Annotated in this window: 24 protein-coding genes and 1 pseudogene; 19 read left to right on the forward strand and 6 right to left on the reverse strand. The window is 70.5% G+C overall.

Features of this window, described 5'->3' with window-relative positions:
* Positions 1 to 113: 113 nt before the first annotated feature.
* Complete coding sequence (locus ADJ73_RS10245; protein WP_082176908.1) at positions 114 to 506, forward strand: LysM peptidoglycan-binding domain-containing protein; 393 nt, start codon at positions 114 to 116, stop codon at positions 504 to 506.
* A 125-nt stretch (positions 507 to 631) separates the two neighbouring features.
* On the opposite strand, the gene ADJ73_RS10250 is transcribed toward ADJ73_RS10245, so the two are convergent.
* From ADJ73_RS10250 to ADJ73_RS16975, 3 genes are all read right to left on the reverse strand, one after another.
* Positions 632 to 1,096, reverse strand: a complete 465-nt coding sequence (locus ADJ73_RS10250; RefSeq protein ID WP_156188201.1) for a hypothetical protein — start codon at positions 1,094 to 1,096, stop codon at positions 632 to 634.
* A 374-nt stretch (positions 1,097 to 1,470) separates the two neighbouring features.
* Positions 1,471 to 2,022 carry a DUF6318 family protein gene (locus ADJ73_RS10255; RefSeq protein WP_050348186.1) on the reverse strand — a complete coding sequence of 184 codons (552 nt, stop codon included), beginning with the start codon at positions 2,020 to 2,022 and terminating at the stop codon, positions 1,471 to 1,473.
* A gap of 181 nt (positions 2,023 to 2,203) precedes the next feature.
* A complete protein-coding gene (locus tag ADJ73_RS16975) occupies positions 2,204 to 2,359 on the reverse strand; it encodes a hypothetical protein (protein WP_156188202.1) in 156 nt (51 codons plus the stop codon).
* A 656-nt stretch (positions 2,360 to 3,015) separates the two neighbouring features.
* Here ADJ73_RS16975 and nrdR point away from each other — a divergent pair.
* The 3 genes from nrdR to ADJ73_RS16980 all read left to right on the forward strand — a co-directional run bounded on the left by nrdR (position 3,016) and on the right by ADJ73_RS16980 (position 7,022).
* Entirely contained in the window at positions 3,016 to 3,510 is a 495-nt protein-coding gene (nrdR, locus tag ADJ73_RS10260) for a transcriptional regulator NrdR (RefSeq protein ID WP_050348187.1), read from the forward strand.
* 148 nt (positions 3,511 to 3,658) lie between these two features.
* The gene (locus ADJ73_RS10265) at positions 3,659 to 6,574 is read left to right on the forward strand and encodes a vitamin B12-dependent ribonucleotide reductase (protein ID WP_050348188.1); all 2,916 of its coding nucleotides are present in this window, start codon (positions 3,659 to 3,661) and stop codon (positions 6,572 to 6,574) included.
* Positions 6,575 to 6,869: 295 nt separating this feature from the next.
* On the forward strand, positions 6,870 to 7,022 hold the full coding sequence (locus tag ADJ73_RS16980) for a hypothetical protein (protein WP_156188203.1): 153 nt from the start codon (positions 6,870 to 6,872) through the stop codon (positions 7,020 to 7,022).
* A 134-nt stretch (positions 7,023 to 7,156) separates the two neighbouring features.
* Here ADJ73_RS16980 and ADJ73_RS10270 read toward each other — a convergent pair whose 3' ends face one another.
* Together ADJ73_RS10270 and ADJ73_RS17565 are read right to left on the reverse strand one after the other, a co-directional pair.
* Positions 7,157 to 7,705: an IclR family transcriptional regulator gene (locus tag ADJ73_RS10270; RefSeq protein ID WP_253272540.1), complete on the reverse strand. Its 549-nt coding sequence runs from the start codon at positions 7,703 to 7,705 to the stop codon at positions 7,157 to 7,159.
* A 63-nt stretch (positions 7,706 to 7,768) separates the two neighbouring features.
* Complete coding sequence (locus ADJ73_RS17565) at positions 7,769 to 7,960, reverse strand: helix-turn-helix domain-containing protein (RefSeq protein ID WP_253272541.1); 192 nt, start codon at positions 7,958 to 7,960, stop codon at positions 7,769 to 7,771.
* A 103-nt stretch (positions 7,961 to 8,063) separates the two neighbouring features.
* Between ADJ73_RS17565 and ADJ73_RS10275 the strand changes: the two genes are divergently transcribed.
* The 15 genes and pseudogenes from ADJ73_RS10275 (at position 8,064) to ADJ73_RS10345 (ending at position 25,191) form a co-directional block, all read left to right on the forward strand.
* Positions 8,064 to 9,023, forward strand: a complete 960-nt coding sequence (locus tag ADJ73_RS10275) for a 2-dehydro-3-deoxygalactonokinase (protein WP_050348189.1) — start codon at positions 8,064 to 8,066, stop codon at positions 9,021 to 9,023.
* Positions 9,020 to 9,658 (forward strand): 2-dehydro-3-deoxy-6-phosphogalactonate aldolase, encoded by a 639-nt coding sequence (locus ADJ73_RS10280; protein WP_050348190.1) that lies wholly within the window; start codon positions 9,020 to 9,022, stop codon positions 9,656 to 9,658. The genes ADJ73_RS10275 and ADJ73_RS10280 overlap by 4 nt, the downstream gene beginning before the upstream one ends.
* Positions 9,655 to 10,803, forward strand: a pseudogene (gene dgoD / locus ADJ73_RS10285) (galactonate dehydratase). The gene ADJ73_RS10280 and the pseudogene dgoD overlap by 4 nt, the downstream one beginning before the upstream one ends.
* Positions 10,804 to 10,932: 129 nt before the next feature.
* Positions 10,933 to 12,243, forward strand: coding sequence for an MFS transporter (locus tag ADJ73_RS10290; protein WP_050348191.1), 1,311 nt, complete (start codon positions 10,933 to 10,935; stop codon positions 12,241 to 12,243).
* A 143-nt stretch (positions 12,244 to 12,386) separates the two neighbouring features.
* Positions 12,387 to 14,030, forward strand: coding sequence for an NERD domain-containing protein (locus ADJ73_RS10295; RefSeq protein ID WP_253272542.1), 1,644 nt, complete (start codon positions 12,387 to 12,389; stop codon positions 14,028 to 14,030).
* A 540-nt stretch (positions 14,031 to 14,570) separates the two neighbouring features.
* Entirely contained in the window at positions 14,571 to 15,602 is a 1,032-nt protein-coding gene (locus tag ADJ73_RS10300) for a LacI family DNA-binding transcriptional regulator (RefSeq protein ID WP_050348193.1), read from the forward strand.
* Positions 15,595 to 17,097 (forward strand): sugar ABC transporter ATP-binding protein, encoded by a 1,503-nt coding sequence (locus tag ADJ73_RS10305; protein ID WP_050348194.1) that lies wholly within the window; start codon positions 15,595 to 15,597, stop codon positions 17,095 to 17,097. Before ADJ73_RS10300 ends, ADJ73_RS10305 begins: the two co-directional genes overlap by 8 nt.
* A complete protein-coding gene (locus ADJ73_RS10310; protein WP_050348195.1) occupies positions 17,087 to 18,076 on the forward strand; it encodes an ABC transporter permease in 990 nt (329 codons plus the stop codon). Before ADJ73_RS10305 ends, ADJ73_RS10310 begins: the two co-directional genes overlap by 11 nt.
* A 68-nt stretch (positions 18,077 to 18,144) precedes the next feature.
* The gene (locus tag ADJ73_RS10315) at positions 18,145 to 19,104 is read left to right on the forward strand and encodes a substrate-binding domain-containing protein (RefSeq protein WP_050348196.1); all 960 of its coding nucleotides are present in this window, start codon (positions 18,145 to 18,147) and stop codon (positions 19,102 to 19,104) included.
* Positions 19,101 to 20,054 carry a ribokinase gene (locus ADJ73_RS10320; RefSeq protein WP_253272543.1) on the forward strand — a complete coding sequence of 318 codons (954 nt, stop codon included), beginning with the start codon at positions 19,101 to 19,103 and terminating at the stop codon, positions 20,052 to 20,054. Before ADJ73_RS10315 ends, ADJ73_RS10320 begins: the two co-directional genes overlap by 4 nt.
* Positions 20,051 to 20,443 carry a D-ribose pyranase gene (gene rbsD / locus ADJ73_RS10325; RefSeq protein WP_050348197.1) on the forward strand — a complete coding sequence of 131 codons (393 nt, stop codon included), beginning with the start codon at positions 20,051 to 20,053 and terminating at the stop codon, positions 20,441 to 20,443. Before ADJ73_RS10320 ends, rbsD begins: the two co-directional genes overlap by 4 nt.
* A 103-nt stretch (positions 20,444 to 20,546) precedes the next feature.
* A complete protein-coding gene (locus ADJ73_RS10330) occupies positions 20,547 to 21,539 on the forward strand; it encodes a MurR/RpiR family transcriptional regulator (RefSeq protein ID WP_082176909.1) in 993 nt (330 codons plus the stop codon).
* A 2-nt stretch (positions 21,540 to 21,541) separates the two neighbouring features.
* Positions 21,542 to 22,462, forward strand: a complete 921-nt coding sequence (gene murQ, locus ADJ73_RS10335; RefSeq protein WP_050348198.1) for an N-acetylmuramic acid 6-phosphate etherase — start codon at positions 21,542 to 21,544, stop codon at positions 22,460 to 22,462.
* Entirely contained in the window at positions 22,462 to 23,940 is a 1,479-nt protein-coding gene (locus tag ADJ73_RS10340) for a PTS transporter subunit EIIC (RefSeq protein ID WP_216593626.1), read from the forward strand. Before murQ ends, ADJ73_RS10340 begins: the two co-directional genes overlap by 1 nt.
* A gap of 99 nt (positions 23,941 to 24,039) precedes the next feature.
* Positions 24,040 to 25,191 carry an acyl-CoA dehydrogenase family protein gene (locus ADJ73_RS10345; RefSeq protein ID WP_050348200.1) on the forward strand — a complete coding sequence of 384 codons (1,152 nt, stop codon included), beginning with the start codon at positions 24,040 to 24,042 and terminating at the stop codon, positions 25,189 to 25,191.
* 7 nt (positions 25,192 to 25,198) lie between these two features.
* On the opposite strand, the gene ADJ73_RS10350 is transcribed toward ADJ73_RS10345, so the two are convergent.
* Positions 25,199 to 25,645 carry a hypothetical protein gene (locus tag ADJ73_RS10350; protein WP_050348201.1) on the reverse strand — a complete coding sequence of 149 codons (447 nt, stop codon included), beginning with the start codon at positions 25,643 to 25,645 and terminating at the stop codon, positions 25,199 to 25,201.
* Positions 25,646 to 25,648 lie beyond the last annotated feature (3 nt).

Consider the following 25,648-nt stretch of genomic DNA (forward strand, 5'->3'; position numbering starts at 1 on the left):
ACACAAGTTCGACGCGAGTCTTCCCCTCGCCCCCGGGAATGCGGTACGTTCGTACACGCGTTCTATCGAACGAATGAGCGAGCCACCCCGGCTCGCCGGAGAAGGAGGACACGATGAGTGCAGCAGCTGCGTGGAGCGACCCGGTCGCCCCGGCATGCGCGCCCGGTCGTCCCCACCTGCGTCTGGTGCCGACCGGTGACGACGTGACCGAGCGGGCACGCCGCCGTCCTCGGATCACCCGTCGCGGTCGTCTTGCCCTGACCATGACCGTGCTGGTGCTGATCGCCCTGGCCGCAGCCTCGGCGTGGAGCGCCTGGGCGGTTGCGGCGCCTGCCGGCCCCGCCCGTTCCGTGACGGTCGCCACGGGGGAGTCGCTGTCGCAGATCGCGGCTCGGGAGATGCCCTCGGTCCGCACCGACCAGGCAGTGCTCCAGCTCGTCGCGGCCAACCACCTGCCGTCCGACCAGGTCATGGCCGGTCAGCGGCTGGTCGTCCCTGCGCCGTAGCCGCATCGTCGCCGGGAACTCCCGGCGGAAGGCCGCGCGTTGGACCACCTGACGCGCCGTCAGGGCGAGGACCTGCGTCGTGGCGGTCACATCAGGGGGTGTGACCGCCGCGACGCGACGGGTCGTCATCCCTGGTCCACGAGCTCGTTGCGGCTGGTGCGCACGTCGATCGGCTGCGCGGGGCCGGGGATGTCCACGGTGCTGGCGATGGGTGTCCAGGCGCCACCGTCGACGCTGTACTCCCCGGCATAGGTGGCGGTGATGCCGATCTCGAAGCGTCCCGCCTTGGTGTAGGCATGCTTCACGTCGCCGCTCGGGTAGGTGCCTCCCATGCTGGGCGTGGGTCCCACCACGCCGTCGTCACCGAAGTCGTAGACGTAGCGGACGCCCACCGGCCGGATCGCCACGCGGTGGCCGAGGAGGCCGACGGTGTTCACCTCCCCGGGCTCGTATCCCGCAGCCTCCCAGGTGAGCTCCACGTAGGTGGGCAGCGTCACGAGGGTGCGTCCACCCACCGGCTGGACGTTGGCCTGCGGCTTGGCGAACGGCGTGTTGGTGAAGGCCTGCACGATCATTGCCTCGGTGAGCACCGGCTGGGGCGGGGGAGCGGGCTGGCCTGGCGCCGCCGGCGCGGGGGCAGGCCCTGGTGCTGCGGGCGTGGCGGGGTCGGGGATGGAACCGGGGACCGCCAGCGTCCACTCCGACGGGCTGTCCGCCTTCAACAGCGGCCTGCTCAGGCGATATGGGGCGATCGGCGTTACCAGGGCGCTATGGGTGCTGTACGTCGGTTGGCGTGGTGTCGCCTCCGGGGCGACGTTGTCGCTAGATCTGGCCGGCGCGGGACGATGAGCGATCTCGGCTGGTTTGGTGATTCGAGCGCGGATCTGTGCGCCCCCTCCTGTCAATGACCCATGCGTTGACCACCCCCCACCATCAGCGCTCACCAAGGCGACCACCCAGGCCGTCATCCTGGGCTCCCGACTTCCGCGACTCGCCAACCGGAACCGGTGTACTGGAGCGCCAGGTCAGACTTGTTGATCGTCCTAGGCAGCGTTTGATAGGTCGATCCGTCCGCGTTCATGATTTTGACTGGCAGTTGCTCCGTGACAAGGAGTATCCGCGTCCGGTCGAGCTCGTCCGTCCCCAGGGGCTTGATCGATATGAGAGACAACGGGTCCGATTCCACCCGGCGATGTTCGATCATGAAGCGATCTGCGTCCTTGGCGAGGCTGGTGCATCCCGCGCAGTCGCCAGCGCTCAATGCCCTAATCGCTGCACCGTTCGCGGAGCGCCAGGAGGAATTGACCGTGGTCACCCAGTACCGGGTGAACGCCTCGGCGCCCTCGGGGGTGTGCGCGCGGGCGGCTGCGGGGATGGCGGCCGGCCCGCCAGCTGGCGAGGATGACCCGGCGGCGCCGCTGATGGTAGCGCTGGCGGTCGGGGTCGTGCTGGCGCTCCCGCTGGGGCTTGCGGATGCGCTGGCGCTCACGGGCTTGCCGGCCGTGGTCGGCGGCATCTCGTGCGTCGGGCTCGACCGTGGGGCGGAGGTGCTCGAGCATGCTGTCAGGGCAGCAGTCAGGGCCAGGGCGGTGAGGGTGCCACGACGTCGATGTCCACGCATGTCAGCGAGCCTAGACGGGCTGCGGCCGGCGGGGTTGTCGTCATACGGGCATCTGTGGATAACTCGGACGTGCGGGCTAGCGGCGGTCCTTGGTCATCACCGAGACGGCGTAGATGAGGCACCCAGCGGCAACCATGACGAGCAGCCCGCGCATGCCGCTGTTGCGGATGAGCATGGCCGCCGCGAAACAGAGCAGGCCGATCAGGAGCGGGGTCGTGGCTCGACGGTCCATGGCGGCAGCGTACGACGCCCGGGTCCGGACAGTCCGGCGCGCCCCGCAGCACTGGGTGGGTTCGACCGTCGTAGTCGGTGGTGTTTCCCACCCGGTCCGGCCGCGGAGGCCGGCCAGCTGGCGCCCCGACGCCACTGGGTGGGTTCGACCGTCGTAGTCGGTGGTGTTTCCCACCCGGTCCGGCCGCGGAGGCCGGCCAGCTGGCGCCCCGACGCCACTGGGTGGGTTCGACCACCGTCGTCGGTGGTGTTTCCCACCCGGTCCGGCCGCGGAGGCCGGCCAGATGGCGCCCCGACGCCACTGGGTGGGTTCGACCGCCGTCGTCGGTGGTGCTTCCCACCCGGTGCGGTGGCGCCCGCCGCCCAACCCCCTCGCCGCACCTGGCCCCCCAGGCGGTCCAGCCCGACCACACCAACCCATCACGCAGAGTGAAGCCGCAGCCACGATGGGTGCAACACGCCGCATGACCTGCGGCGACACGGCACGCGGGTGACCTGTTTGATCACGTGCGCATCACGGGCATAAGATCACTACATCTAGTGGTTACACGGATGTAAGTCGTCCACATGTAGTCCCCAGGCTGGGGCTCGTTAACCACAGGTTGTCAACAGGACATCCACAGCACCGTCCACAGGCCACCCGGGGGAGGAGTCACCGTGCACTGCCCGTTCTGCCGCAATACCGACAGCCGCGTCATCGACAGCCGCACCACGGACGACGGCTCCGCCATCCGTCGCCGCCGTCAGTGCCCCGCCTGCCAGCGGCGGTTCACCACGGTGGAGTCTGCCAGCCTGACGGTCATCAAGCGGTCGGGGGCCAGCGAGCCCTTCAGCCGCGCGAAGATCCAGGACGGCGTGAGCAAGGCCTGCCAGGGGCGCCCGGTCAACGAGGACGACCTCGCCCGCCTGGCGCAGCGCGTGGAGGAGTCCATCCGGTCCCAGGGTCACGCCGAGATCGACGCCCACGAGGTGGGGCTGGCGATCCTCGGGCCGCTCCGCGAGCTCGACGAGGTCGCCTACCTGCGGTTCGCCAGCGTCTACCAGGCCTTCGAGTCGCTCGAGGACTTCGAGGCGGCGATCGCGGTGCTGCGCGCCGAGCGTGAGCCGACCGGCCACGAACCCACCCCGACCCGTCCACCCAGCACGTCCTAGCAGGTCAGCAGGGCTTGTCAGTGGTCACCCCCACACTTGACCGTATGACGCCAGAGCCCGCCTCCACCCCAGCTCCACAGCCTCGCCACGCCGTGTGACGGGGACCCGCACCAGACCAACCGCCACCTTCAACCAGGGAGTCAGGACCATGACCGAGACCGTCGGCGCACGCTCCGGAGCACGCAAGTCGGCCAAGAAGGGCCTCACCATCGAGCGCATCTTCACCACGCCCGGCGTCCACCCCTACGACGAGGTGACCTGGGAGAAGCGCGACGTCGTCCAGACCAACTGGAAGACCGGTGAGACGATCTTCGAGCAGCACGGCGTGGAGTTCCCCGACTTCTGGTCCGTCAACGCGTCGACGATCGTCACCACCAAGTACTTCCGCGGCGCCGTCGGCACCGACAAGCGTGAGCAGGGCCTCAAGCAGCTGATCGACCGCGTCGTGCTCACCTACGCCAAGGCGGGCAAGGATCATGGCTACTTCGCGACTCCCGAGGACGCCGAGATCTTCGAGCACGAGCTCACCTACGCGCTGGTGCACCAGGTCTTCAGCTTCAACTCCCCGGTGTGGTTCAACGTCGGCACTGCCAGCCCGCAGCAGGTCAGCGCCTGCTTCATCCTGTCGGTCGACGACTCGATGGACTCGATCCTCAACTGGTACAAGGAGGAGGGGTTCATCTTCAAGGGCGGCTCGGGCGCCGGCCTCAACCTCTCCCGCATCCGCTCCTCCAAGGAGCTGCTGTCCTCCGGCGGCACCGCCTCCGGCCCTGTCTCCTTCATGCGCGGCGCCGACGCCTCCGCCGGCACCATCAAGTCGGGCGGCGCCACCCGTCGCGCCGCCAAGATGGTCGTGCTGGACGTCGACCACCCCGACATCGAGGAGTTCGTCGAGACCAAGGCGCGCGAGGAGGACAAGATCCGCGCGCTGCGCGACGCCGGCTTCGACATGGACCTGGGCGGCAAGGACATCGTGTCCGTGCAGTACCAGAACGCCAACAACTCCGTCCGCGTCTCCGACGAGTTTATGCAGGCCGTCGAGGACGGCACCGACTTCGGCCTGCGCGCCCGGATGACCGGCGAGGTCATCGAACGTGTCGACGCCCGGGCGCTGCTGCAGAAGATCGCCAAGGCCGCCTGGGAGTGCGCCGACCCCGGCATCCAGTACGACGACACCATCAACGCCTGGCACACCAACCCCGAGACCGGCCGCATCACCGCGTCCAACCCCTGCTCGGAGTACATGTCGCTCGACAACTCCTCCTGCAACCTCGCCTCCCTCAACCTGCTGAAGTTCCTCCGCGAGGACGACACCTTCGACGCCCGCACCTTCCAGAAGGTCGCCGAGCTCGTGATCACCGCGATGGACATCTCCATCTGCTTCGCCGACTTCCCGACCGAGTCGATCGGCGAGACGACGCGGGACTACCGTCAGCTGGGCATCGGCTACGCCAACCTCGGCGCCCTGCTGATGGCGACCGGCCACGGCTACGACTCCGAGGGGGGCCGCGCCCTCGCCGCCTCCATCACCTCCCTGCTCACGGGCGCCTCCTACAAGCGCTCCGCCGAGCTCGCCGCCGTGGTCGGGCCGTATGCCGGGTACGCCCGCAACGCCGACGCGCACAAGCGGGTCATGGCCCAGCACCGGGACGCCAACGCCGAGGTCAAGACCCTGGACGAGATGGACTCCTCCATCCACGACCTCGCCACCAAGGCGTGGGACGACGTCCTCGCGCTCGGCGACAAGCACGGCTTCCGTAACGCTCAGGCCTCCGTGCTGGCCCCCACCGGCACCATCGGCTTCATGATGGACTGCGACACCACCGGCATCGAGCCCGACTTCTCCCTGGTGAAGTTCAAGAAGCTCGTCGGTGGCGGGTCCATGCAGATCGTCAACCTCACGATCCCGCGCGCTCTCAAGAAGCTCGGCTACCAGCAGGAGTCGATCGAGGCCATCGTCGAGTACATCGCCGAGCACGGCCACGTCATCGACGCCCCCGGCCTCAAGCCGGAGCACTACGAGGTCTTCGACTGCGCGATGGGCGCCCGCGCCATCTCCCCGATGGGCCACGTGCGCATGATGGCCGCGTGCCAGCCGTTCCTGTCCGGCGCGATCTCCAAGACCGTCAACCTGCCCGAGTCCGCCACGGTCGAGGAGATCGAGGACGTCTACGTGCAGGGCTGGAAGCTCGGCCTCAAGGCGCTCGCCGTCTACCGCGACAACTGCAAGGTCGGTCAGCCGCTGTCCGACGCAAAGAAGAAGACCGAGGACCGCATCGAGGAGCGCGCCGAGGAGAAGGTGGTCGAGAAGGTCATCTACCGCCCGACCCGCAAGCGCCTCCCCAAGCGTCGTCCCTCGCAGACGATCTCGTTCTCCGTCGGCGGGGCCGAGGGCTACCTCACCGCCGGGTCCTACCCCGACGACGGCCTCGGTGAGCTCTTCCTGAAGTTCGGCAAGCAGGGCTCCACCCTGGCCGGTGTCATGGACGCCTTCTCCATCGCCGTGTCCGTGGGCCTGCAGTACGGCGTGCCGCTGGAGACCTACGTCGACAAGTTCACCAACCAGCGCTTCGAGCCGGCCGGCCTGACCGACGACCCGGACGTCCGGATGGCGCAGTCGATCATGGACTACGTCTTCCGTCGCCTGGCGCTGGACTACCTCGACTTCGAGACGCGCTCGATGATGGGCATCTACTCCGCGGAGGAGCGGGCCCGCCAGCTCGAGACCGGGTCCTACGAGCCGACCTCCGACGAGGACGACAGCGAGTACGACGAGGAGATCCAGCAGGACGTCGCCACCTCCAAGACGCCCCAGGAGAAGGCCCGCGAGGCGAGCGAGCGGTTCGGCGCCTCGCACGCCCGCCCGGCCGAGGTGAAGTCCGGTGCCGGCGCCGCCGACGCCCGTGAGGTCTCCCAGGAGATCCACTCGTCCGCCGAGCTGATGGAGAAGCTGCAGGGCATGGCCTCCGACGCGCCGATCTGCATGACCTGCGGCACCAAGATGCGTCCCGCCGGCTCGTGCTACGTGTGCGAGGGCTGCGGCAGCACCTCCGGCTGCAGCTGATCGCCGACCAGGCCGATCGCCCTGGGCCCCGTGGGAATTCGTTCCCGCGGGGCCCAGTGCCACGTTGACGGTTGAGCAAGGTCCACCGCCTGCACCCGCGACTCGACCACGACCCCGACGCGACGAGACGGACCATGTGACGCCGCACATGACCCCGGGGCACGGTCTCGTGCTCGACCGCAGGCCAGATACTGGCGTCGTTCAGTTCCTGTGGTTACCAGTTTTGGCGAAACTGGTAACCACAGGCCACGCGTTGTGTCCGAGCTCTGGCTCCCGGATGATCAAGGCGGACGACATGATCACGCAGCTGCAGGTCGCCCTGCGCACCGGCGTCACGTATGACGTCTTCGGCTACACCGGCGAGCAGGTCTGCCACGACGTGCTGGACCACTACGAGCGCTACGCCCACGCGCGGGCCCGCACCGCACCGGAGGTCGAGCCCGTCTGAGCCGAGCCAGGCGCGCCCCGAGCGCACCGGACCACTGAGGCCCCCGTCGACGACGGGGGCTCAGTGCTGCGGGCCCAGGTGGCGACCGGCAACCGACGTCATGTCGCCCTGAGGTCTGGTTGAACCTGCTCGGCTCAGGTGTGCACCTGATGGCCGAGGGTCCGGGAGATGGCGTGCGCGGTTTCCCGCATGACGCCGCTCAGCGCGCGCATCCGCGCGGCGGGCATGTAGGGATTGGTCGCGGACATGCTGATCGCGGCCACGATCGATCCCGACGCGTCGCGCACAGGTGCGGCGACGCAACGGATGCCCACCTCGTTCTCCTCCAGATCCCAGGCGACGCCGGCATCGGCATACGTGCTCATCCGCCGCAGGAAGTCCTCGCGTGACTGTGCGGTGACCGGCCCGGCGTGGTCGCGGTCGTGCAGGTCGGCCCACTGGCCAGGGGCGTCGATCAGCAGGGCCTTGCCGACACCGGTCCGGGTCAGGGGCATGCGCTGGCCGACCCGGGAGCGCATCTCGGCACCCCGGGACCCCGAGATCTTGTCCAGATAGAGGACGGCGTCCTCGTCGCGCACACCCAGGTGCACGGTGTCGTGCTGGGCGTCCACGAGCCCCTGCAGGATGGGGCGGGCGAGGGCCGTGACGGGGTTGGCCTCGACGGCCCGGAAACCCAGCTCCATCAGAGTGGGCCCAAGGGAGTACTCACCGTCCTGGTAGCGCAGATACCCTGCGAGAGTAAGAGCTTAGAGCAGCCGGTGGCAGGTCGACCGGGTGATGCCGGTGGCGTCGCTCGCGCGTTGCAGGGTCCGCGCGCCCACCGCGACCGCTCGCACCAGGACGAGTCCACGCATGAGGGTCTGTGCCCCCTGAGGGTCCGCGGCGAGGGCGCGCGCCTCGGGGGAGGAGAGGGGTTGGCTCGCTGGTCCCGTGGTCACGGGCCAAATATCCCACATAAAGGGATGCGCCTTGAGAGTGTGGGACGGCCGCATCAGGCTCGGGTCAGGCCAGCGACGGTCGCGGGCTGGAGGAAGGGACCTGATGAGCACTGCAGCACTGATCGGCCTGGACTGGGGCACGACCGCCTTCCGGGCCTACCTCTTCGCCAGCGACGGCGCCGTCCTTGACCAGGCCGCCTCCTGCGAGGGCATCAACGCCCTGCAGCGGCACGGGCGTGAGGAGTTCGCCAAGGCTCTCGACCGCCTCGTGGGCCGGTGGTTGACGGACGCGATGGACATCCCCATCCTCGCTGCGGGCATGGTGGGCAGCCGGCAGGGCTGGCTGGAGACGCCCTACGTCCCGGCCCCGGCCGACCTGCGTCTGATCCCGGACCGCCTCGCCCGGGCGCCTCATGCCCGCGCCCGAGTGCTCATCGTGCCCGGGATGGTCGACGCCGGACCCCTCCCGTCGGTCATGCGCGGTGAGGAGACCCAGCTGGTGGGCGTCCTGGCCGAGCACGTCTGGGCGGGCGCTGACTCCTCCCGCCGACTGGTCGTGCTGCCCGGGACGCACACCAAGTGGGTGTCTCTCGAGGGCCCGGCCGTGGTCAGCATCGCCACCACGATGACCGGGGAGATCTACGATCTCCTGCGCTCCGGCAGCATCCTCGCCAGCACCATGGAGGACGCCGATCGTCCGTACGACGAGGTCTTCCGGGCCGCCGTGCACCTGGCCCGGGACTCCGGGGTGGGGGCCACCTCGACCGTCTTCTCCACCCGCAGCCTCGGGCTCCTCGAGCGCCTGGCGCCCGGCCAGCAGGCGGATCACCTCTCCGGGCTGCTGATCGGGCACGAGCTCCTGGACCGCGAGCGGGTCTGCGGCGCACCGGAGGTCTGGACGCTGGCCGGCTCCGACGAGCTGTGCCGCCGTTATCAGCTCGCGGCTGCCGAGCTGGGCTGGCCGCCGGCCGCGCTCGGTGCCGCGTCCGCCCAGCGCGGCCTGTGGCGCATCGCCACGGCCGCTGAGCTGGTGAACCGCACTCCTGCAGGAGGACTCGCATGACCATCGATACCACCCGAGCCGGACACGGTCTCATCGCGATCCTGCGAGGCGTCCGCCCCGCCGAGGCAGTGGACGTCGCGACCGCGCTCTACGACAAGGGGATCCGCGTGATCGAGGTCCCCCTCAACTCCCCGGACCCCACCGACTCGATCACCGCGATCCGCGACGCGCTGCCGGGCGACGCGCTCGTGGGGGCGGGCACGGTGCTGACGGTCGACGACGTCCGGCGCGTCCACGAGGCGGGGGGCCAGCTCGTGGTCTCGCCCGCGATGGACCAGAGCATCATCCGCGCCACGGTCGATGCCGGCTTGGTCAGCTGCCCCGGAGTCGCCACCCCCACCGAGGCGTTCGCTGCCCTGGCCGCAGGAGCCCACGTGCTCAAGGTCTTTCCCGCCGAGCAGGTCGGCATCGCAGGCGTCAAGGCGTGGATGTCGGTGCTGCCCAAGGGGACAGCGGTGGTGCCGGTCGGCGGCATCACCCCGGCGTCGATGGAGGAATCGTGGCCGATCGGGGTCACCGGGTTCGGGATCGGGTCGGCGCTTTATCGCGCGGGCCTGACGCCGAGCGAGGTGGCCGACCGCGCAACAGATTTCGTCGCGGCACTCGCCGCGCTCACCAGCAAGGAGCAGTCATGAAGATCACGAAGGTCACGACCTACCAGGTGCCACCCCGCTGGTGCTTCGTCAAGGTCGAGACGGACGAGGGCGTCGTCGGCTGGGGAGAGCCGGTCCTCGAGGGGCGGGCAGCCAGCGTGGCCGCCACCGTCGACGAGCTTGCGGACCTGCTGATCGGGCAGGACCCGCGCCACATCGAGGACCTGTGGACCCTGATGTACCGCAGCGCGTTCTATCGCGGCGGGGGGATTCACATGAGCGCGATCGCCGGCCTCGACCAGGCCCTGTGGGACATCAAGGGCAAGGCCCTCGGCGTGCCCGTCTCGGAGCTGCTCGGTGGTCAGGTCCGCGACAAGATCAAGGTCTACTCGTGGATCGGTGGGGACCGCCCCGCCGAGACCGCCGCTGCCGCCAAGGCCGCGGTGGAGCGAGGCTTCTCGGCCGTGAAGATGAACGGCACCGAGGAGATCCAGTTCATCGACTCGTGGGACAAGGTGCAGCTGTGCCTGGACAACGTCACCGCGGTCCGTGAGGCCGTCGGGCCGCTGATCGGCATCGGCGTCGACTTCCACGGCCGCGTCCACAAGCCCATGGCCAAGGTCCTGATGAAGGAGCTCGAGCCCTACCACCTGCTGTTCATCGAGTAGCCCGTCCTCTCGGAGAACCTCGACGCGATGATCGACGTGCTGCACGGCGTCTCGACGCCGATCGCACTGGGCGAGCGGTTGTTCTCCCGCTGGGACTTCAAGGACGTCCTCGCCAGCGGGGCCGTCGACATCATCCAGCCCGACCCCTGCCACGCCGGCGGCATCACCGAGACCCGCAAGATCGCCATGATGGCCGAGGCCTACGACATCGCCCTCGCGCTGCACTGCCCCCTCGGGCCGATCGCCCTCGCCGCCTGCCTGCAGATCGACGCGGGCTGCTACAACGCGTTCATCCAGGAGCAGAGCCTCGGCATCCACTACAACACCACCAACGACCTCCTCGACTACCTGGTCGACCCGAGCGTCTTCGCCTACGAGGACGGCATGGTCCGTATCCCCACGGGACCCGGCCTCGGCATCGAGGTCAACGAGGAGTTCGTCCAGGAGCGCGCCGCCGTGGGCCACCGCTGGCGCAACCCGGTCTGGCGCCACCGCGACAGCAGCTTCGCCGAGTGGTGAGCCGTATGACGTCAACCGCCCGCTAGACCAGCACCCTTCACGACGCCGCGGCCGCATCCGGTCGGCCGCTGCGTCATACGACCTTGCCGTCGTGCGCACGAAGACGCGCGCCCTCCAGAGAGAAGCCGCATGAGCACCGCCGCCCGCACCGCTGCCGACCCCATGACCCAGCGCCCCACGAGGAAGCGCTACCTGATCATGGTGATGCTGTTCGTCACCGTGGTGATCAACTACCTCGACCGCAGCAACCTGTCCGTCGCCGCGCCGGGGATCGCGAAGGACCTGCACCTGACGACCTTCCAGCAGGGCCTGATCCTTTCGGCCTTCGGCTGGACCTATGCCGCCGCGCAGATCCCCGGCGGGTGGCTGGTCGACCGCGTCCCGCCGCGGATCCTGTATCCCGCCGCCCTCATCCTGTGGTCGCTGGCCACCTGCCTGATGGGCGTGGTCGGGAGCTTCGTGGGGCTGATCGTCCTGCGGCTCGCCGTGGGGGCCTTCGAGGCACCGGCCTACCCGATCAACAACAAGGTCGTCACGGCGTGGTTCCCTGAGCGGGAGCGCGCCGGCGCCATCGGCTTCTACACCTCCGGCCAGTTCGTCGGGCTCGCCATGCTGACGCCCGTGCTGCTCTGGCTGCAGACGACCTTCGGCTGGCACATGATCTTCGTCGTCACCGGCCTGGTCGGGATCGTCTGGGGCGTCGTGTGGTTCGTCGTCTACCGCGGGCCGCGCGACTTCCGCGGCACCAACCAGGCCGAGCTCGACCACATCGCGGCGGGCGGCGGGCTGATCGAGGTCGACCAAGAGGGCAAGGCTAAGGAGCCCTTCCGGTGGAGCGACCTCGGGGTGGTGCTCACCAAGCGCAAGCTGTGGGGCGTCTACCTCGGCCAGTTCTGCCTCACGTCCACGCTGTGGTTCTTCCTCACCTGGTTCCCCACCTACCTGGTGAAGTACCGCGGCATGGACTTCATCAAGTCCGGCTTCCTCGCGTCGCTGCCCTTCCTGGCCGCCTTCGTCGGCGTGCTGTTCTCCGGAGTGCTGTCCGACTGGATGATCCGTCGTGGTGCCTCCCTCGGCACCGCCCGCAAGGTGCCGATCATCACGGGCCTGCTGATCTCGATCGCCATGATCGGAGCCAACTACACCGACAGCACGACGCTGGTGATCGTCTTCCTCGCGATCGCGTTCTTCGGCAACGGGCTCGCCTCCATCACCTGGTCGCTGGTCTCCGCCCTGGCGCCGGCCCGGCTGCTCGGGCTGACCGGTGGTGTCTTCAACTTCATCGGCAACCTGTCCTCCATCGCCACGCCTCTGATCATCGGTGCGCTGGTCACCGAGACCGACTTCACGCCCGCACTGGTCTATGTCGCCGTGCTGTCCGCTCTGGGGGCGCTGTCCTACCTGCTGCTCGTTGGCAGGGTGGAGCGCATCGAGTGCTGACGGATCGTCGTACGCCGTGAACGCGACGGGCTGAGGACAGGTGGGCCGATCCGGCCGTTTCCGCACGGGTGACCCCCGCCCCTGCCTACCCTGCACGCAACGAGGGTTGCGAGGGGGCAGCGATGACGGCTCGGACGATTCCGGTGGATCCGCAGCACGACACCAACAGCGAGCGGGAGGTGTGGGAGCGGCTGGTCCGCACCCTGCCCGACGACGCGGTGGTCCTGTCGGGGTTGCGGCTCACCGACGAGGACAAGGACCACGAGGCCGATCTCATCCTGCTGCTGCCCGGGGAGGGGGTCGTCGTGGTCGAGGTCAAGGGAGGCAGCTGCTCGCTGGACGACGAGGGCCGGTGGTGGACGACCTCGGGTCACGGCCGTCGACGGATCTACCCCGTCGATCAGGCGCGTCAGACCCGATACGCAATCAGGCGTTATGTCGAGCAGGACCCACGGTGGCGCGACTCGTTGCGCACCCGGATCCGGTGGAGCCATGCCGTGGTCATGCCCTACACGTCGATCGACGACGACTTCGCGACGCCGGACTGCCCGCGGTGGCTCATCCACGGCCGTCAGGATCTGGGCGGCCTGGCAGATCGGTTGCGCGCCATACCTGCTCGTGACTCCGGGCGCCGTGCCCCGACCTCCGCCGACATCGACCTGATCGTCGAGATCCTGCGCGGCAGAAGGCTCCCCGTCGAGGATGTCACCGCCGACGCGGACGAGCGCGCCTCTCGCGCAGACCGACTCACCGTGGAGCAGGCGACGCTGCTGGGGGTGACGCGGCTGCTCAACCGGGTCGAGGTGCGCGGAGGCGCGGGGAGCGGCAAGACCGTCCTGGCGCTCGCCCAGGCCAAGGATCTGACGCGCGGCCGCGAGGAGCGGGCCCCACAGCGGGTGGCCCTGCTGTGCTACTCGATCGGTCTGGCGGAGTACTTCCGTCGAGAGCTGAAAGGCTTGAGCCGCAAGCGGGCTCCCGCCTTCGTGGGGACCTTCGAGGAGCTGGGTCGGTCCTGGGGCGCCGAGGGCGGCACCCGGCAGGACGGTGACTTCTGGGAGCGTCGCCTGCCCGACCGTATGACGGAGCTGGCCGCCGCCCTGCCCGACCACGAGAGGTTCGACGCCGTCATCGTCGACGAGGCGCAGGACTTCGCCGACGGGTGGTGGCGGCCACTCATGAACGCGCTGAGGGACGAGGAGACCGGCGGGCTGTACGTCTACACCGACGAGAACCAGCGCGTCTTCGCGCGATTCGGCCGGCCGCCGGTGCCTCTCGTGCCCCTGGTCCTGGACCACAACCTGCGCAACACCCGCCAGATCGCCGACGTCTTCGCGCCGCTGACGCCCATGCGGATGCGCCCGATGGGTGGGGACGGGCCTGCCGCCCGTCTCGTGCCGTGCTCCGCCGAGGAGGCGGTCGGTCGCGCCGACGACGTCGTCGAGGAGCTCCTGGACCGGGGGTGGCGTCAGCAGGACGTCGCGCTCATCACCACGGGCTCGCGCCACCCCGTGCAGGTGGAGCGGTTCGACGAGGCGGATCCGCGCGCCTACTGGCGGTCGTTCTGGGAGGACGACGACGTGTTCTACGGCCACGTGCTGGGCTGCAAGGGGCTCGAGCGACGCGTGGTGGTGCTCTGCGTCAACGAGTCCGAGCCACGCGACCGTGCCCGGGAGAAGCTCTACGTCGGGATGTCCCGAGCCACCGACGAGCTGGTCGTGGTCGGCGACCCCGAGGTCATCCGCCAGGCGGCCGGCAACGCGGTCCTGGACCGCCTCCTCGCGCCCTGACCTGGGCGCTCAGCGCACGCTGACCCCGCGGGTCAACCTGCACCGCAAGGACGTTCGCGACGTCTGGTCTGGGCTTCACTGGTGCCCGCGCCCTCTCGGCGGGACCGAGGGCACGTGCGTATGGCGCAGCACCGTCGGCCGCCAGCTGCTGGAGGCGGCGTTCGCCGCGGCCGAGCAGCAACGTCAATGGCGTTGGCTCACTGTGAGTGCGCCGGGCTGCTGGGGGTCGACCGGAAGCTCGAGCGAGGGACGATCCTAGGGTCGATCTGGGCGCTGTGGCAGCGGACTCGCGAGACGGCGTCGTCCGACACTCCGCCGCGGCGTGTAAGCGCTCCCCGGCGTGAGGGGCAGCTGCGGGAGTGTCAGTCGTCGAGTGGTCGAGGGCGGCGCGACCGACCTTGGCGACGCAACGCACTCCGAAGGTCGACGACGGCGCCCGGCCGAACCCTCACGTCTTGACACGACTTTGTGAGGGGACTAAAAATGTGGAATCGATTTCATGGAATCGATTCCAAACGTCTGGCTCGAGGAGGTGCCGGCATGGCGACGCTGCGGGACGTGGCGCAGGCAGCGGGGGTGTCCCCGGCCACGGCCTCGCGCGCTCTCGCCGGTGGCGGCTCGGTCAGCCACGCGGCCAAGGAGCGCGTGGCGAAGGCGGCCGCCGACCTCGGCTACCAGGTCAACGTCCTCGCCCGAGGACTGCGGACGCAGCGCACCCACACCATCGGCCTGCTGCTCCCGGACGTGCGCAACCCCTTCTTCACCGAGCTGGCCTACCACGTGGACAAGGTTGCGGCCGAGCACGGGCTGACGGTCATGATCGGCAACGCCGACGAGCAGACCGAGCAGCAGGATCGCTACCTCGATGTCCTCGTCCGCCACCAGGTCGACGGCATCATCGCGGTCCCTCAAGGCGAGGCGAGCGAGGTCCTGCGACGGACCGCGGCGAGCATGCCGACGGTGTTCATGGACCGCGACCCGGGGGTGCCTGGGACGCCGACCGTGACCAGCGACAACCGCGCGGGCATGAGCGCCCTGGTCGACCACCTCGTGGGGCTGGGGCGTCGCAGGATCGGTGTCGTCGCCGGTCCCCAGTCGACGAGCACCGGCCGCGAGCGGCTCCTGGCCATCGTGGACCGGCTCGCCGAGCACGGGATCGAGCTGGAGCACGACCAGATCGTGGAGGGGGATTTCCAGCTCGACAGCGGGGTCCTCGCGACCGAGCGACTGCTCCGTCGCGCCGCCCTCGACGCGATCGTCGCGGCCGACAATCTCATGGCCATGGGCGCCTTCATGGTGCTCCGTCGCCACGGCATCCAGGTAGGGGTCGACATGGCCCTCGCCTGCGTGGACGACATCGAGTGGTTCGAGCTGGTCGACCCGGCCCTCACCGTCGTCGCCCAGGACATCGCCGGACTCGGGGAGGCCGCGGTCACCAGCCTGGTGCACCAGATAGATCACCAGCCGGCGCCGTCCGCAGTCGTCCCGATGCGGCTCATCGCGCGGGCGTCCTGCGGCGAGCGGCAGCCGAGCGGCATACGACCTGAAGACAAGGAGGGGGCGCATGGGTGACGTGGTGCTCCAGCTGGAGGGTGTGAGCAAGTCCTTCGCGGGCGTGCCCGCGCTGCGGGACGTGGACCTGGAGGTGCGCGCCGGTGAGGTGCACGTCCTCCTCGGCGAGAACGGCGCCGGCAAGTCCACGCTCATCAAGATGATCGCCGGCGTGCACGAGCCGGACGGCGGACGGATCCTGGTCGACGGCAACGAGGTCCGCATCCCAGACACCAGGGCGGCGGAGCGGCTGGGGATCGCCACGATCCACCAGGAGCTCAACCTCGTCCCGACCCTGTCGGTGGCCGAGAACCTCACCCTCGGGCGCACGCCCCGCAAGCACGGCCTCGTCGACCGCGCCGCCATGCGCCGGATCGCGCGCGAGGCCGTGGCCCGCGTCGGCCTCGACGTCGACGTCGACCGGCCTGTCGGGACCCTCGGCATCGCCCGCCAGCAGCTCGTCGAGATCGCCAGGGCGCTCTCGCAGGACGCCCGCATCCTGATCCTGGACGAGCCGACCGCGGCGCTCACCCGCACCGAGACCGACGTCCTCTTCGACATCGTGCGCGAGCTGCGCGAGGCCGGAGTCGCCATGGTCTTCATCAGCCACCACCTCGACGAGATCGAGGAGATCGGCGACCGCATCACCGTCCTGCGCGACGGCGCCTATGTCGACACCGTCGCGGGTGGCACCGGCGAGCCCGAGCTGGTCCGGCTGATGGTCGGTCGCAGCATCGACGATCTCTATCCGCGTCGCGTCAGCGAGCTCGGGGAGACTCTCCTGTCGGTCGAGAACCTCACCAGCCCAGGGCTCTTCGAGGACATCAGCTTCCAGGTCCGCGCCGGTGAGGTGGTGGGTCTGGCCGGTCTGGTGGGTGCCGGGCGCACGGAGGTGCTCCGGGCGATCGCTGGTGCTGACCGGTATGACGGCGGCACGGTGACCGTGGGCGGCCGCCCCCTGCCGCAGCACGACGTGGCCGCCGCGGTCCGGGCCGGCGTGGGTCTGGTGCCCGAGGACCGCAAGTCCTCCGGCCTCGTCCTCGGGGCGTCCATCGTCGACAACCTCGGATACGCGACGCTGCGCTCCTCGTCGAAGGGCGGCCTGGAGGACCGGGGCGGGCAACGCCGTCGAGGCACCGAGGTCGCCGACACGCTCCGGCTGCGCCGCGCCTCCATGGACCAGGCCGTCAAGGGCCTGTCCGGCGGCAACCAGCAGAAGGTGGTCTTCGGGCGGTGGTTCATGGCCGGGTCCCGGGTCCTGCTGCTCGACGAGCCGACCCGCGGCGTCGACGTGGGCGCCAAGGTCGAGATCTACGAGCTCATCAACACCATCACCAGCAACGGCGGCGCCGTCGTCCTCGCGAGCAGCGAGCTCCCCGAGGTCATCTCGATGAGCGACCGCGTCCTCGTCATGGCGCGCGGCCGCCTCACGGGCGAGCTGCCCGCCGCCGAAGCAACCCAAGACGCGGTCATGTCCCTGGCCGTCAAGGAGGTCGAGTCCACCCGTGCCCACTAACACGCCAGCAGCGGCCACCAACGCGCCCGCCCCGTCGGCACGCCGCGGTCGCGCCCGTGCCACCGACTTCCTCGCCGACAACGGCGCGCTGGTCGGCCTTGCCCTGGTCTGCCTCGTGATGTTCATCGCGACGCCGACCTTCCTCACCACCCAGAATCTCTTGAACGTCGGCGTGCAGGCAGCGGTCACCGCCATCCTCGCCTTCGGCATGACCTTCGTGATCGTGACCGCCGGGATCGACCTGTCCGTCGGCTCGGTGGCCGCCCTGTCGTCGATCTGTGCCGGCTGGGCCGTCACCAGCGGCGGGATGCCGGGCTGGCTCGCCCTGATCGTCGGACCGCTCGTCGGTCTCGCGGCGGGCCTGGTCTCCGGGGCGGCCGTGGCCTACGGCAAGCTGCCGGCCTTCATCGCCACCCTCGCGATGCTCTCCGTCGCTCGCGGTCTGGCCCTCGTGGTGTCCGGCGGACGGCCGATCGAGATGCCCGCCGCCGTCTCGTGGCTCGGCAGCGACCTCGGACCCGTGCCCGTCCCGATCCTCGTGCTCGTCGTGGCGGCGCTCGTGACGGCGTTCGTGCTCAACCGGACGGTCTTCGGCCGCTCCCTCTACGCCATCGGCGGCAACGAAGAGGCTGCCCGGCTCGCCGGGCTGCCGGTGAAGCGCACCACCGCAGCGGTGTACGCCCTGTCCGGCCTCTTCGCAGGGATCGCGGGCCTGGTCCTCGCCGGGCGACTCGCCTCCGCCCAGCCCCAAGCCGCCAGCGGATACGAGCTCGACGCGATCGCCGCGGTGGTCATCGGGGGCGCCAGCCTGTCCGGTGGCGTCGGCAAGGCGTCGGGCACCCTCGTCGGCGCCCTCGTCCTCGCCGTCATCCGCAACGGCCTCAACCTGCTCAACGTCACGGCCTTCTGGCAGCAGGTCGTCATCGGCCTCGTGATCGCCCTGGCCGTCGGCATCGACGTCCTGCGCCAGAAGCGGTGACCCCGTCGAGCGCCGGCTGTCGGCATACGTATCGATCCACCTCAACGAAGAGTCAAGGAGTCTGACCCATGTCCCTCATCAAGATCACTGGAGCCGTCGCCGTCGCCGCGGCGCTCACCCTCACCGCCGCCTGCAACCGGGGGAGCTCGAGCGACTCCTCGAGCGCGGGGGGCTCGGGCGGCGGGGCAGGCAAGTCCATGACGCTCGCCCTGTCCACGCTGAACAACCCCTTCTTCATCGACGTGCGCGACGGGGCCCAGGAAGCAGCCAAGGCGGCGGGGGTCAGCCTCGACGTGGTCGACGCGCAGAACGACGCCGCCACGCAGGCCAACCAGCTGGCCGACGCCGCCACCAAGTCGCCGGCAGCGGTCCTGATCAACCCGGTGGACTCCGACGCCGCAGCCGCCGCGGTGAAGCCGGTGCTCAACGCGAAGGTGCCGGTCATCGCGGTGGACCGTGCGGTCAACGGCGCCGAGGTCGCCAGTTCGGTCTCGTCCGACAACGTCGACGGCGGCAAGCAGGCGGCCAAGGCGCTGGCTGCGTCGATCAGCGGCAAGGGCGAGATCCTCGTCCTCCAGGGCGTGCCGGGCACGTCGGCGAGCCGCGACCGAGGTCAGGGATTCGAGGAGGGCATCAAGGCCTTCCCGGACATCAAGGTGGTCGGCAAGCAGCCCGCCGACTTCGACCGGACGAAGGGGCTGAACGTCACCACCAACCTGCTGCAGAGCCACCCCGGCGTCGTGGCGATCTTCGCCGAGAACGACGAGATGGCCCTCGGGGCCGTGCAGGCGCTGGGCGCCAAGGCCGGCCAGCAGGTGAAGGTGTTCGGCTTCGACGGCACCGCCGACGGTCTCAAGGCGATCAAGGAGGGCAAGATGGTCGGCTCCATCGCCCAGCAGCCCAAGGAGCTCGGCAAGACGGCCGTGCAGATGGCGCTCAAGGCAGCCAACAAGGAGTCCGTCGAGAAGGCCGTGCCGGTCCCGGTCAAGAGCGTGACCTCGGCCAACGTGGCCGAGTACCTCAAGTGATCGACGAGCCCGCCGCCTCCGACCCGGCCGAGCCCGACGCCCCCGTCGCGCCCGGCCGGGTCGTGGTCCTGGGGTCGCTCAACGCGGACGTCTTCGCCCGCGTCGAACGGCACCCCCGGCCTGGTGAGACGGTGATCGGGGCAGGGGGCGAGACCCGCGCCGGCGGCAAGGGCGCCAACCAGGCGGTGGCGGCGGCCCTGTGCGGGGCCGACGTCTCGATGGTGGGTGCCGTTGGGTCCGATCCCTATGCCGCGGTCGCGCTGTCGGGGCTCGAGCGCGCGGGCGTCGACGTCTCGGGCGTGCGCCGTGTGGCCGGCCCGTCGGGGCTGGCGGTCATCACCGTGTCCGACGACGGAGAGAACTCGATCATCGTCATCCCGGGAGCCAACGGGCAGGTCTCCGACCCCGAGCTGGCGCACCTGTCGACGTTGTCGGCAGCCGACCTGCTGATCCTGCAGGGGGAGGTGCCCGTCGAGGTCGTCGGCGCCGCCGCGCGCGCTGCGACCGACGCGGGCGCCCGTGTCATCGTCAACCTCGCACCCGTCGTGGACCTCGCCCCCGAGGTGCTGCGACTCGCCGATCCCCTCGTGGTCAACGAGCACGAGGGCGCGGGCGCGCTCGAGATCCTGGGGACCTCCGGCCGGTCCGCCGGCGGTGCCACGGGCCTCGTGCAGGGGCTTCGGGACACCGGCATACGGTCCGTCGTGATGACCCTGGGCGGCGCCGGCGCCGTGGTCGCCGACAGCGAGGGCGTCACGACCATGCCTGGCCGCAGGGTGGCGGTCGTGGACACCACGGGGGCCGGTGACGCCTTCGTCGGGGCGTTGGCCGCTGCACTCGCGTCCCGCATCGGGCTGCGAGAAGCGGCCCAGATGGCGAATCTCTTTGCGTCCGAGGCCGTCCAGCACGAAGGCGCCCAGGACTCCTATCCCGACCGGAGGGCGCGATGAGGAAGGGAGGCATCCTCCACGCCGAGCTCTCTCGTCAGCTCTCCCTGCTGGGGCACACGGACACCTTCGTGGTAGGGGACTGCGGACTCCCGCTGCCCCGCTCGCTGCCCGTCGTCGACCTGGCGCTCATGGGTGGCCAGCTCGACTTCCGGACCGTGCTGGACGCCGTCCTCCACGAGGTGGTGGTGCAGCGCCACGTGGTGGCGACGGAGGCGTGGGGCTCGCCGGCCGGGGAGTGGCTGGACGATCGCGCGGCGGCCTTGGGCGAGCGCGTCAGCGCCTCCCACGAGGAGCTCAAGGCGCGAATCCCGCAGTGCTCCTTCGCGATCCGCACCGGCGAGCAGACGCCCTATGCCAACGTGATCCTCGAGGCCGGCGTCCCCTTCTGAGCCCGCTCCGCGGACGGCTCCAAGGGTCGATGCTCCGCTGCCCCTGATTGACCCCGCGCCCCGATTATTGACCCCGCGCCCCGATGGTGCAATGCTCCAACGCATGACTCCAACGGCGGAGCAAAACTCTGACAGTGGCAACGGCAGCGGGTCCGGCAGCGGGTCCGGCCTCCTCGCCCGCCTCCGCGGTGTCCTGCCCTCCCTGCCCGCGGGCCCCGCCCGGGTCGGGGCGGCGATCCTCGAGGACCCGGCCGCGGTCTCTCGTATGACGCTGCGCGAGCTGGCCCGGGCGACCGGCACCAGCGACGCCACCGTGCTCCGTCTGGCCGATGCCATCGGCGTGGACGGCTACCGCGAGCTGCGGCTCGGCCTTGCGGAGGCCGTCGGGTCCATGGCGTCCGCCGGGAGGGACGGGCACCTCACCGCCGACATCACCCGCGACGACCCGCCGGGTCGGGTGCTCGCGGCGCTCGCCGAGGAAGAACGCGCCGTGATCACCGACACCGCGGCCTGTCTCGACCCCGACGCGGTCGCCACCGTCGCCGACGCCCTCGTGGCCGCCCGGCGCGCTGTGATCGTCGGCATCGGTGCCTCGGGACTCGTCGCGCTGGACCTGTCGGCCAAGCTCGAGCGCATCGGTCTGCCCGCCCGCGGCGCCGCCGAGGTGCACCAGGCAGTGACCGCCGCCGTGCTGCTGGGTCCGGGCGACGTCCTCGTGGTGGTCTCGGCCTCGGGCTCCACCGTCGACGTCCTCGAGCCGTTGCGCATCGCCCGGGAGCGCGGTGCCCTCACCGTCGCCCTGACGTGCCACCCCCGCAGCGCCGTGTCGGCCGCCCACCACGTCCTGATGAGCGCGCCCGGCCGGGAGCAGCCGGTGCGTCCTGCGGCGATGAGCTCACGCACGGGCCAGCTCTTCGTGGTGGACGTCCTCTTCACCCTGGTCGCCCAGCGCTGCTTCGACCAGGCCAGCGAGGCCATCGCGGACTCCTACCAGGCGCTGCGCCACCGCCACGGCGCCGCTGCAGCCGCCCCCACGCGCCACCGCGGCCCCGACCCCGACCCCGACCCCGACCGCAACCCTCACCAGGAGGCCTGAGGATGCCCGAGCAGCCCGACCTGTCGACGCTCACCACCGAGAGCGTCGACGACGCTCATGCCGACCTGGACACCCTGTCCACCCGGGAGCTCGCCGTCGCGATGAACGCCGCCGATGCCGGCGTGACCGACGCCGTCGCCCGGCAGCTCGACGCCATCGCCGCGGTCGTCGACGCGGTCACCGAGCGGCTGCGCGCCGGTGGCCGACTCGTGTATGCCGGTGCGGGGACGGCCGGCCGCCTGGGGGTCCTCGACGCGTCGGAGTGCCCGCCGACCTTCGACACCGACCCGTCGCTCGTCGTCGGCCTCATCGCCGGCGGGGACGTGGCGCTGACGACCGCCGTCGAGGGCGCCGAGGACGACCAGGACCTGGCGGTCCAGGACCTGGACCGGATCGGGCTCGGCGAGGCGGACGCCCTGGTCGGGTTGTCGGCCTCCGGCCGCACGCCCTACACCGTCCGTGCCGTCGAGGAGGCCCGACGGCGCGGCGCCCTCGCCGTCGGCTTCGCCTGCAACGAGGGGTCACCGCTGGCGGCGGCAGGCGACCTCGCGATCGAGGTCGTCGTCGGCCCCGAGCTGGTCGCCGGGTCCACCCGGCTCAAGTCGGGCACGGCCCAGAAGCTCGTGCTCAACATGATCTCGACCATGACGATGGTCCGGCTGGGCAAGACCTACGGCAACCTCATGGTCGACGTGCGCGCCACCAACGCCAAGCTGCGAGCCCGCGCCCACCGGATCGTCACCACCATCACCGGGGCGCCTGCCGCAGCGGTCGAGCGTGCCCTCGACGAGCACGACGGCCGGGCCAAGCCGGCCGCCCTCGCGCTCCTCACGGGACTCACCCCGCCGCAGGTCGACGCCGCGCTCGCCCGGCACGACGGGGACCTGCGGGCCACCCTCACCACCCTGACGAAGGAGTCATGATGGCCGACCCACGCACCATCGCCACCCAGGCGGCCGCTGCCCTCGGCGGCCCGCGCAACATCGCCGACGTGGAGAACTGCATCACCCGGCTGCGCGTCACCGTCCGCGACCAGGACGCCGTCGACCAGGACCGGCTGCGCGCCATCGACGGGGTCCTCGGCGTCGTCATGGACGACACCGTGCAGGTGGTGCTGGGGCCAGGACTGGTCAACGACGTCGCCACCGCCATGGAGGCAGATCGCGCCGAGCCCAACCGTGCCGAGGCGCCCGGCGCGACAACGGCATACGGCACCGACGCCGCGAGCCTGCGCGACCGGGGGCAGCAGATCCGCAGCGACCGCAAGCGGCGCAACCAGACCCCGGTGAAGGCCTTCCTGCGCCGCATCGCCAACATCTTCCTGCCGCTGATCCCGGCCCTCATCGCGTGCGGCATCATCGCGGGGCTCAACGGGGTGCTGATCAACCTCGTCACCCGGGGTGCGGCACCCTGGGCCGCCCCGATCACGCCGGTGCTGGCCGCCGTGGCCAGCGGATTCATGACGCTCATCGCGGTCTTCGTGGGCATGAACGCCGCCAAGGAGTTCGGCGGCACGCCCATCCTCGGCGGCGCGGTGGCCGCCATCATCCCCTTCGCCGGGGTCGCCAAGGTCACCGTCGCGGGCGAGAAGCTGGCGCCCGGCCAGGGCGGGGTCATCGGCGCGCTCCTCGCGGCGATCCTCGCTGCCTACCTCGAGCGCTGGGCCCGTCGATGGGCGCCCGCCTCGATCAGCATGCTCCTCGTGCCCACGTTCGTCGTGCTGGTCGCCGGTGTGCTCACGATCTTCCCGTTGATGACGGTGTCCGGCTGGGTCGCCAGCGGCATCGGGACCCTGGCCAACGGGTTGCTCCAGCACGGGGGCGCCTTCGCGGGGCTGGTCCTGGCGGGCCTCTTCCTGCCGCTGGTCATGCTCGGTCTGCACCAGGCGCTCATCCCGATCCACACCACCCTCATCCAGCAGACCGGCTACACCGTGCTCCTGCCGATCCTGGCGATGGCCGGAGCCGGTCAGGTGGGCGCCGCCATCGCCCTCTACCTGCGCCTCAAGCACAACGCCGGCATCCGTCAGACCATCCGCTCAGCGCTGCCCGCCGGCTTCCTGGGCGTGGGAGAGCCCCTGATCTACGGCGTCACCCTGCCGCTCGGGCGGCCGTTCGTGACCGCCTGCATCGGGGGCGCGGTCGGCGGTGGGTTCGTGGGCCTGTTCAACCAGCTCGGCGTCTCCGTCGGGTCCACGGCCATCGGTCCGAGCGGCTGGGCGCTCTTTCCGCTCACCAACGGCAGCCGGGGGATCGGCGCCGCCATCGCCGTGTATGCCGGCGGCCTCCTCGTCGGTTACCTGGCCGGCTTCCTCGCGACCTACTTCTTCGGGCTGAGCAAGGAGGACCTGGAGCGGCTCAACGCCGAGGCGACGACCGAGCCAGCCCCGCCCACCGTGTGATCTACTCGGCGGTACGCCGTCGCGTAGCCGTCCAAGGGACGCCGCCGCGACAGCGCAGCGCGGACACCGTCGTCTCACCGCACCAAGGGGGCCACACCCATGGACCTGTCGCTCGACGAGCAGCAGCGCAGCTTTCAGGCGCTCGCGCGGGACTTCCTCGACCGGGAGGCCGTGCCGCACCGGATCGCCTGGGACCGCGCCGAGTCCATCGACACCGCGATCATCCCGGCGATGGGTGAGATCGGGTTCTTCGGCCTCACGATCCCGGAGGCCTACGGCGGCCTCGGCAGCGACTACGTGACCTACTGCCTCGGCCTGGAGGAGCTCGGTCGCGCCGACTCCTCGCTGCGCGGCGTCGTGTCGGTCTCGGCCGGGCTCGTCGGCGGCTCGATCCTGGGCTACGGCACCGAGGAGCAGAAGCAGCGCTGGCTCCCCGGCATCGCCGCCGGCACCACGCTCGGCTGCTTCGGCCTCACCGAGCCGGGCAACGGCTCCGACCCGGCCACGTTGACCACCAAGGCGGTTCGCGACGGCGACGACTACGTCCTCGACGGTCAGAAGATCTTCATCACCAACGGCTCCTGGGCCGACGTGTGCCTGGTCTTCGCCCGCACCGGCGGACCGGGAGCCAAGGGCATCTCCGCCTTCCTGGTGCCCACGGACACCGAGGGGTTCGAGCGCCGGGAGGTCAAGGGCAAGCTCGGGCTGCGGGGTCAGGCCACCTCCGAGATCTTCCTCACCGGGGTGCGGGTGCCGGCCGACGCGCTGCTCGGCGAGGAGGGGCAGGGCTTCCGGGTCGCGATGCAGACCCTCGACAAGGGCCGCGTCTCGGTCGCGGCCGGGTGCGTCGGGATCGTCCAGGGGTGCCTGGAGTCCGTGGTGGACTACACCACCCAGCGCGAGCAGTTCGGCAAGCCGATCGCGTCCTACCAGCTCATCCAGGACATGATCGCCGAGATCTCCGTCGACGCCGACGCGTCACGCCTGCTGGCCTGGCGCGCAGCGGATCTCATCGACCGCGGCGAGCCCTTCGGCGTCGCCGCCTCCACCGCCAAGTACTTCGCCTCCGAGGCCGCGGTGCGCTCGGCCAACCGCGCCATCCAGTGCTTCGGCGGCTACGGCTACATCGACGAGTACCCCGCACAGAAGTACCTCCGCGACGCCCGCGTCATGACGCTCTACGAAGGCACCTCCCAGATCCAGAAGCTCCTCATCGGCCGCGCGCGGACCGGGATCAACGCCTTCGTCTGACGAGCCCTCAGCCCCCGATGATGCGCCGTATGCCGGTCCGGTAGGCGAGCCAGGCCGCACCGCCGACCACGGGGTCCAGGACTGCCGGCAGCCCCGCGACGAAGATCCGCTGCCGCCAACGGACCTCGCTCACGACGCCGTCCTGCGACCCGGTCCTGTCCTGAACGGTGACGGCGATCGCCCCGCGGATCACCCTGCCGCGCTTGTGGATCCGGCACTCCCAGGCGCCGTCCGGCGGGGTGGCGACGTCGACCACCTCCATGACGTCGTCGAACCCCACGGGCCCGACGGAGGTGCGCGCCACGACCCGGGAACCCGGCTGGGCCATCGGGTCGCTCGTGCTCGTGACGACCGTCAGCGGGATCGCAGCGGTGTGGCGGGACGGGGACCACAGGCGGCGCCATACGACCTCCCGGGGGAGCGGGACGGTGAGCGTGATCGCGATCTCGGCCATGGT

It is taken from the genome of Arsenicicoccus sp. oral taxon 190, assembly GCF_001189535.1.
Lineage (GTDB): Bacteria > Actinomycetota > Actinomycetes > Actinomycetales > Dermatophilaceae > Arsenicicoccus.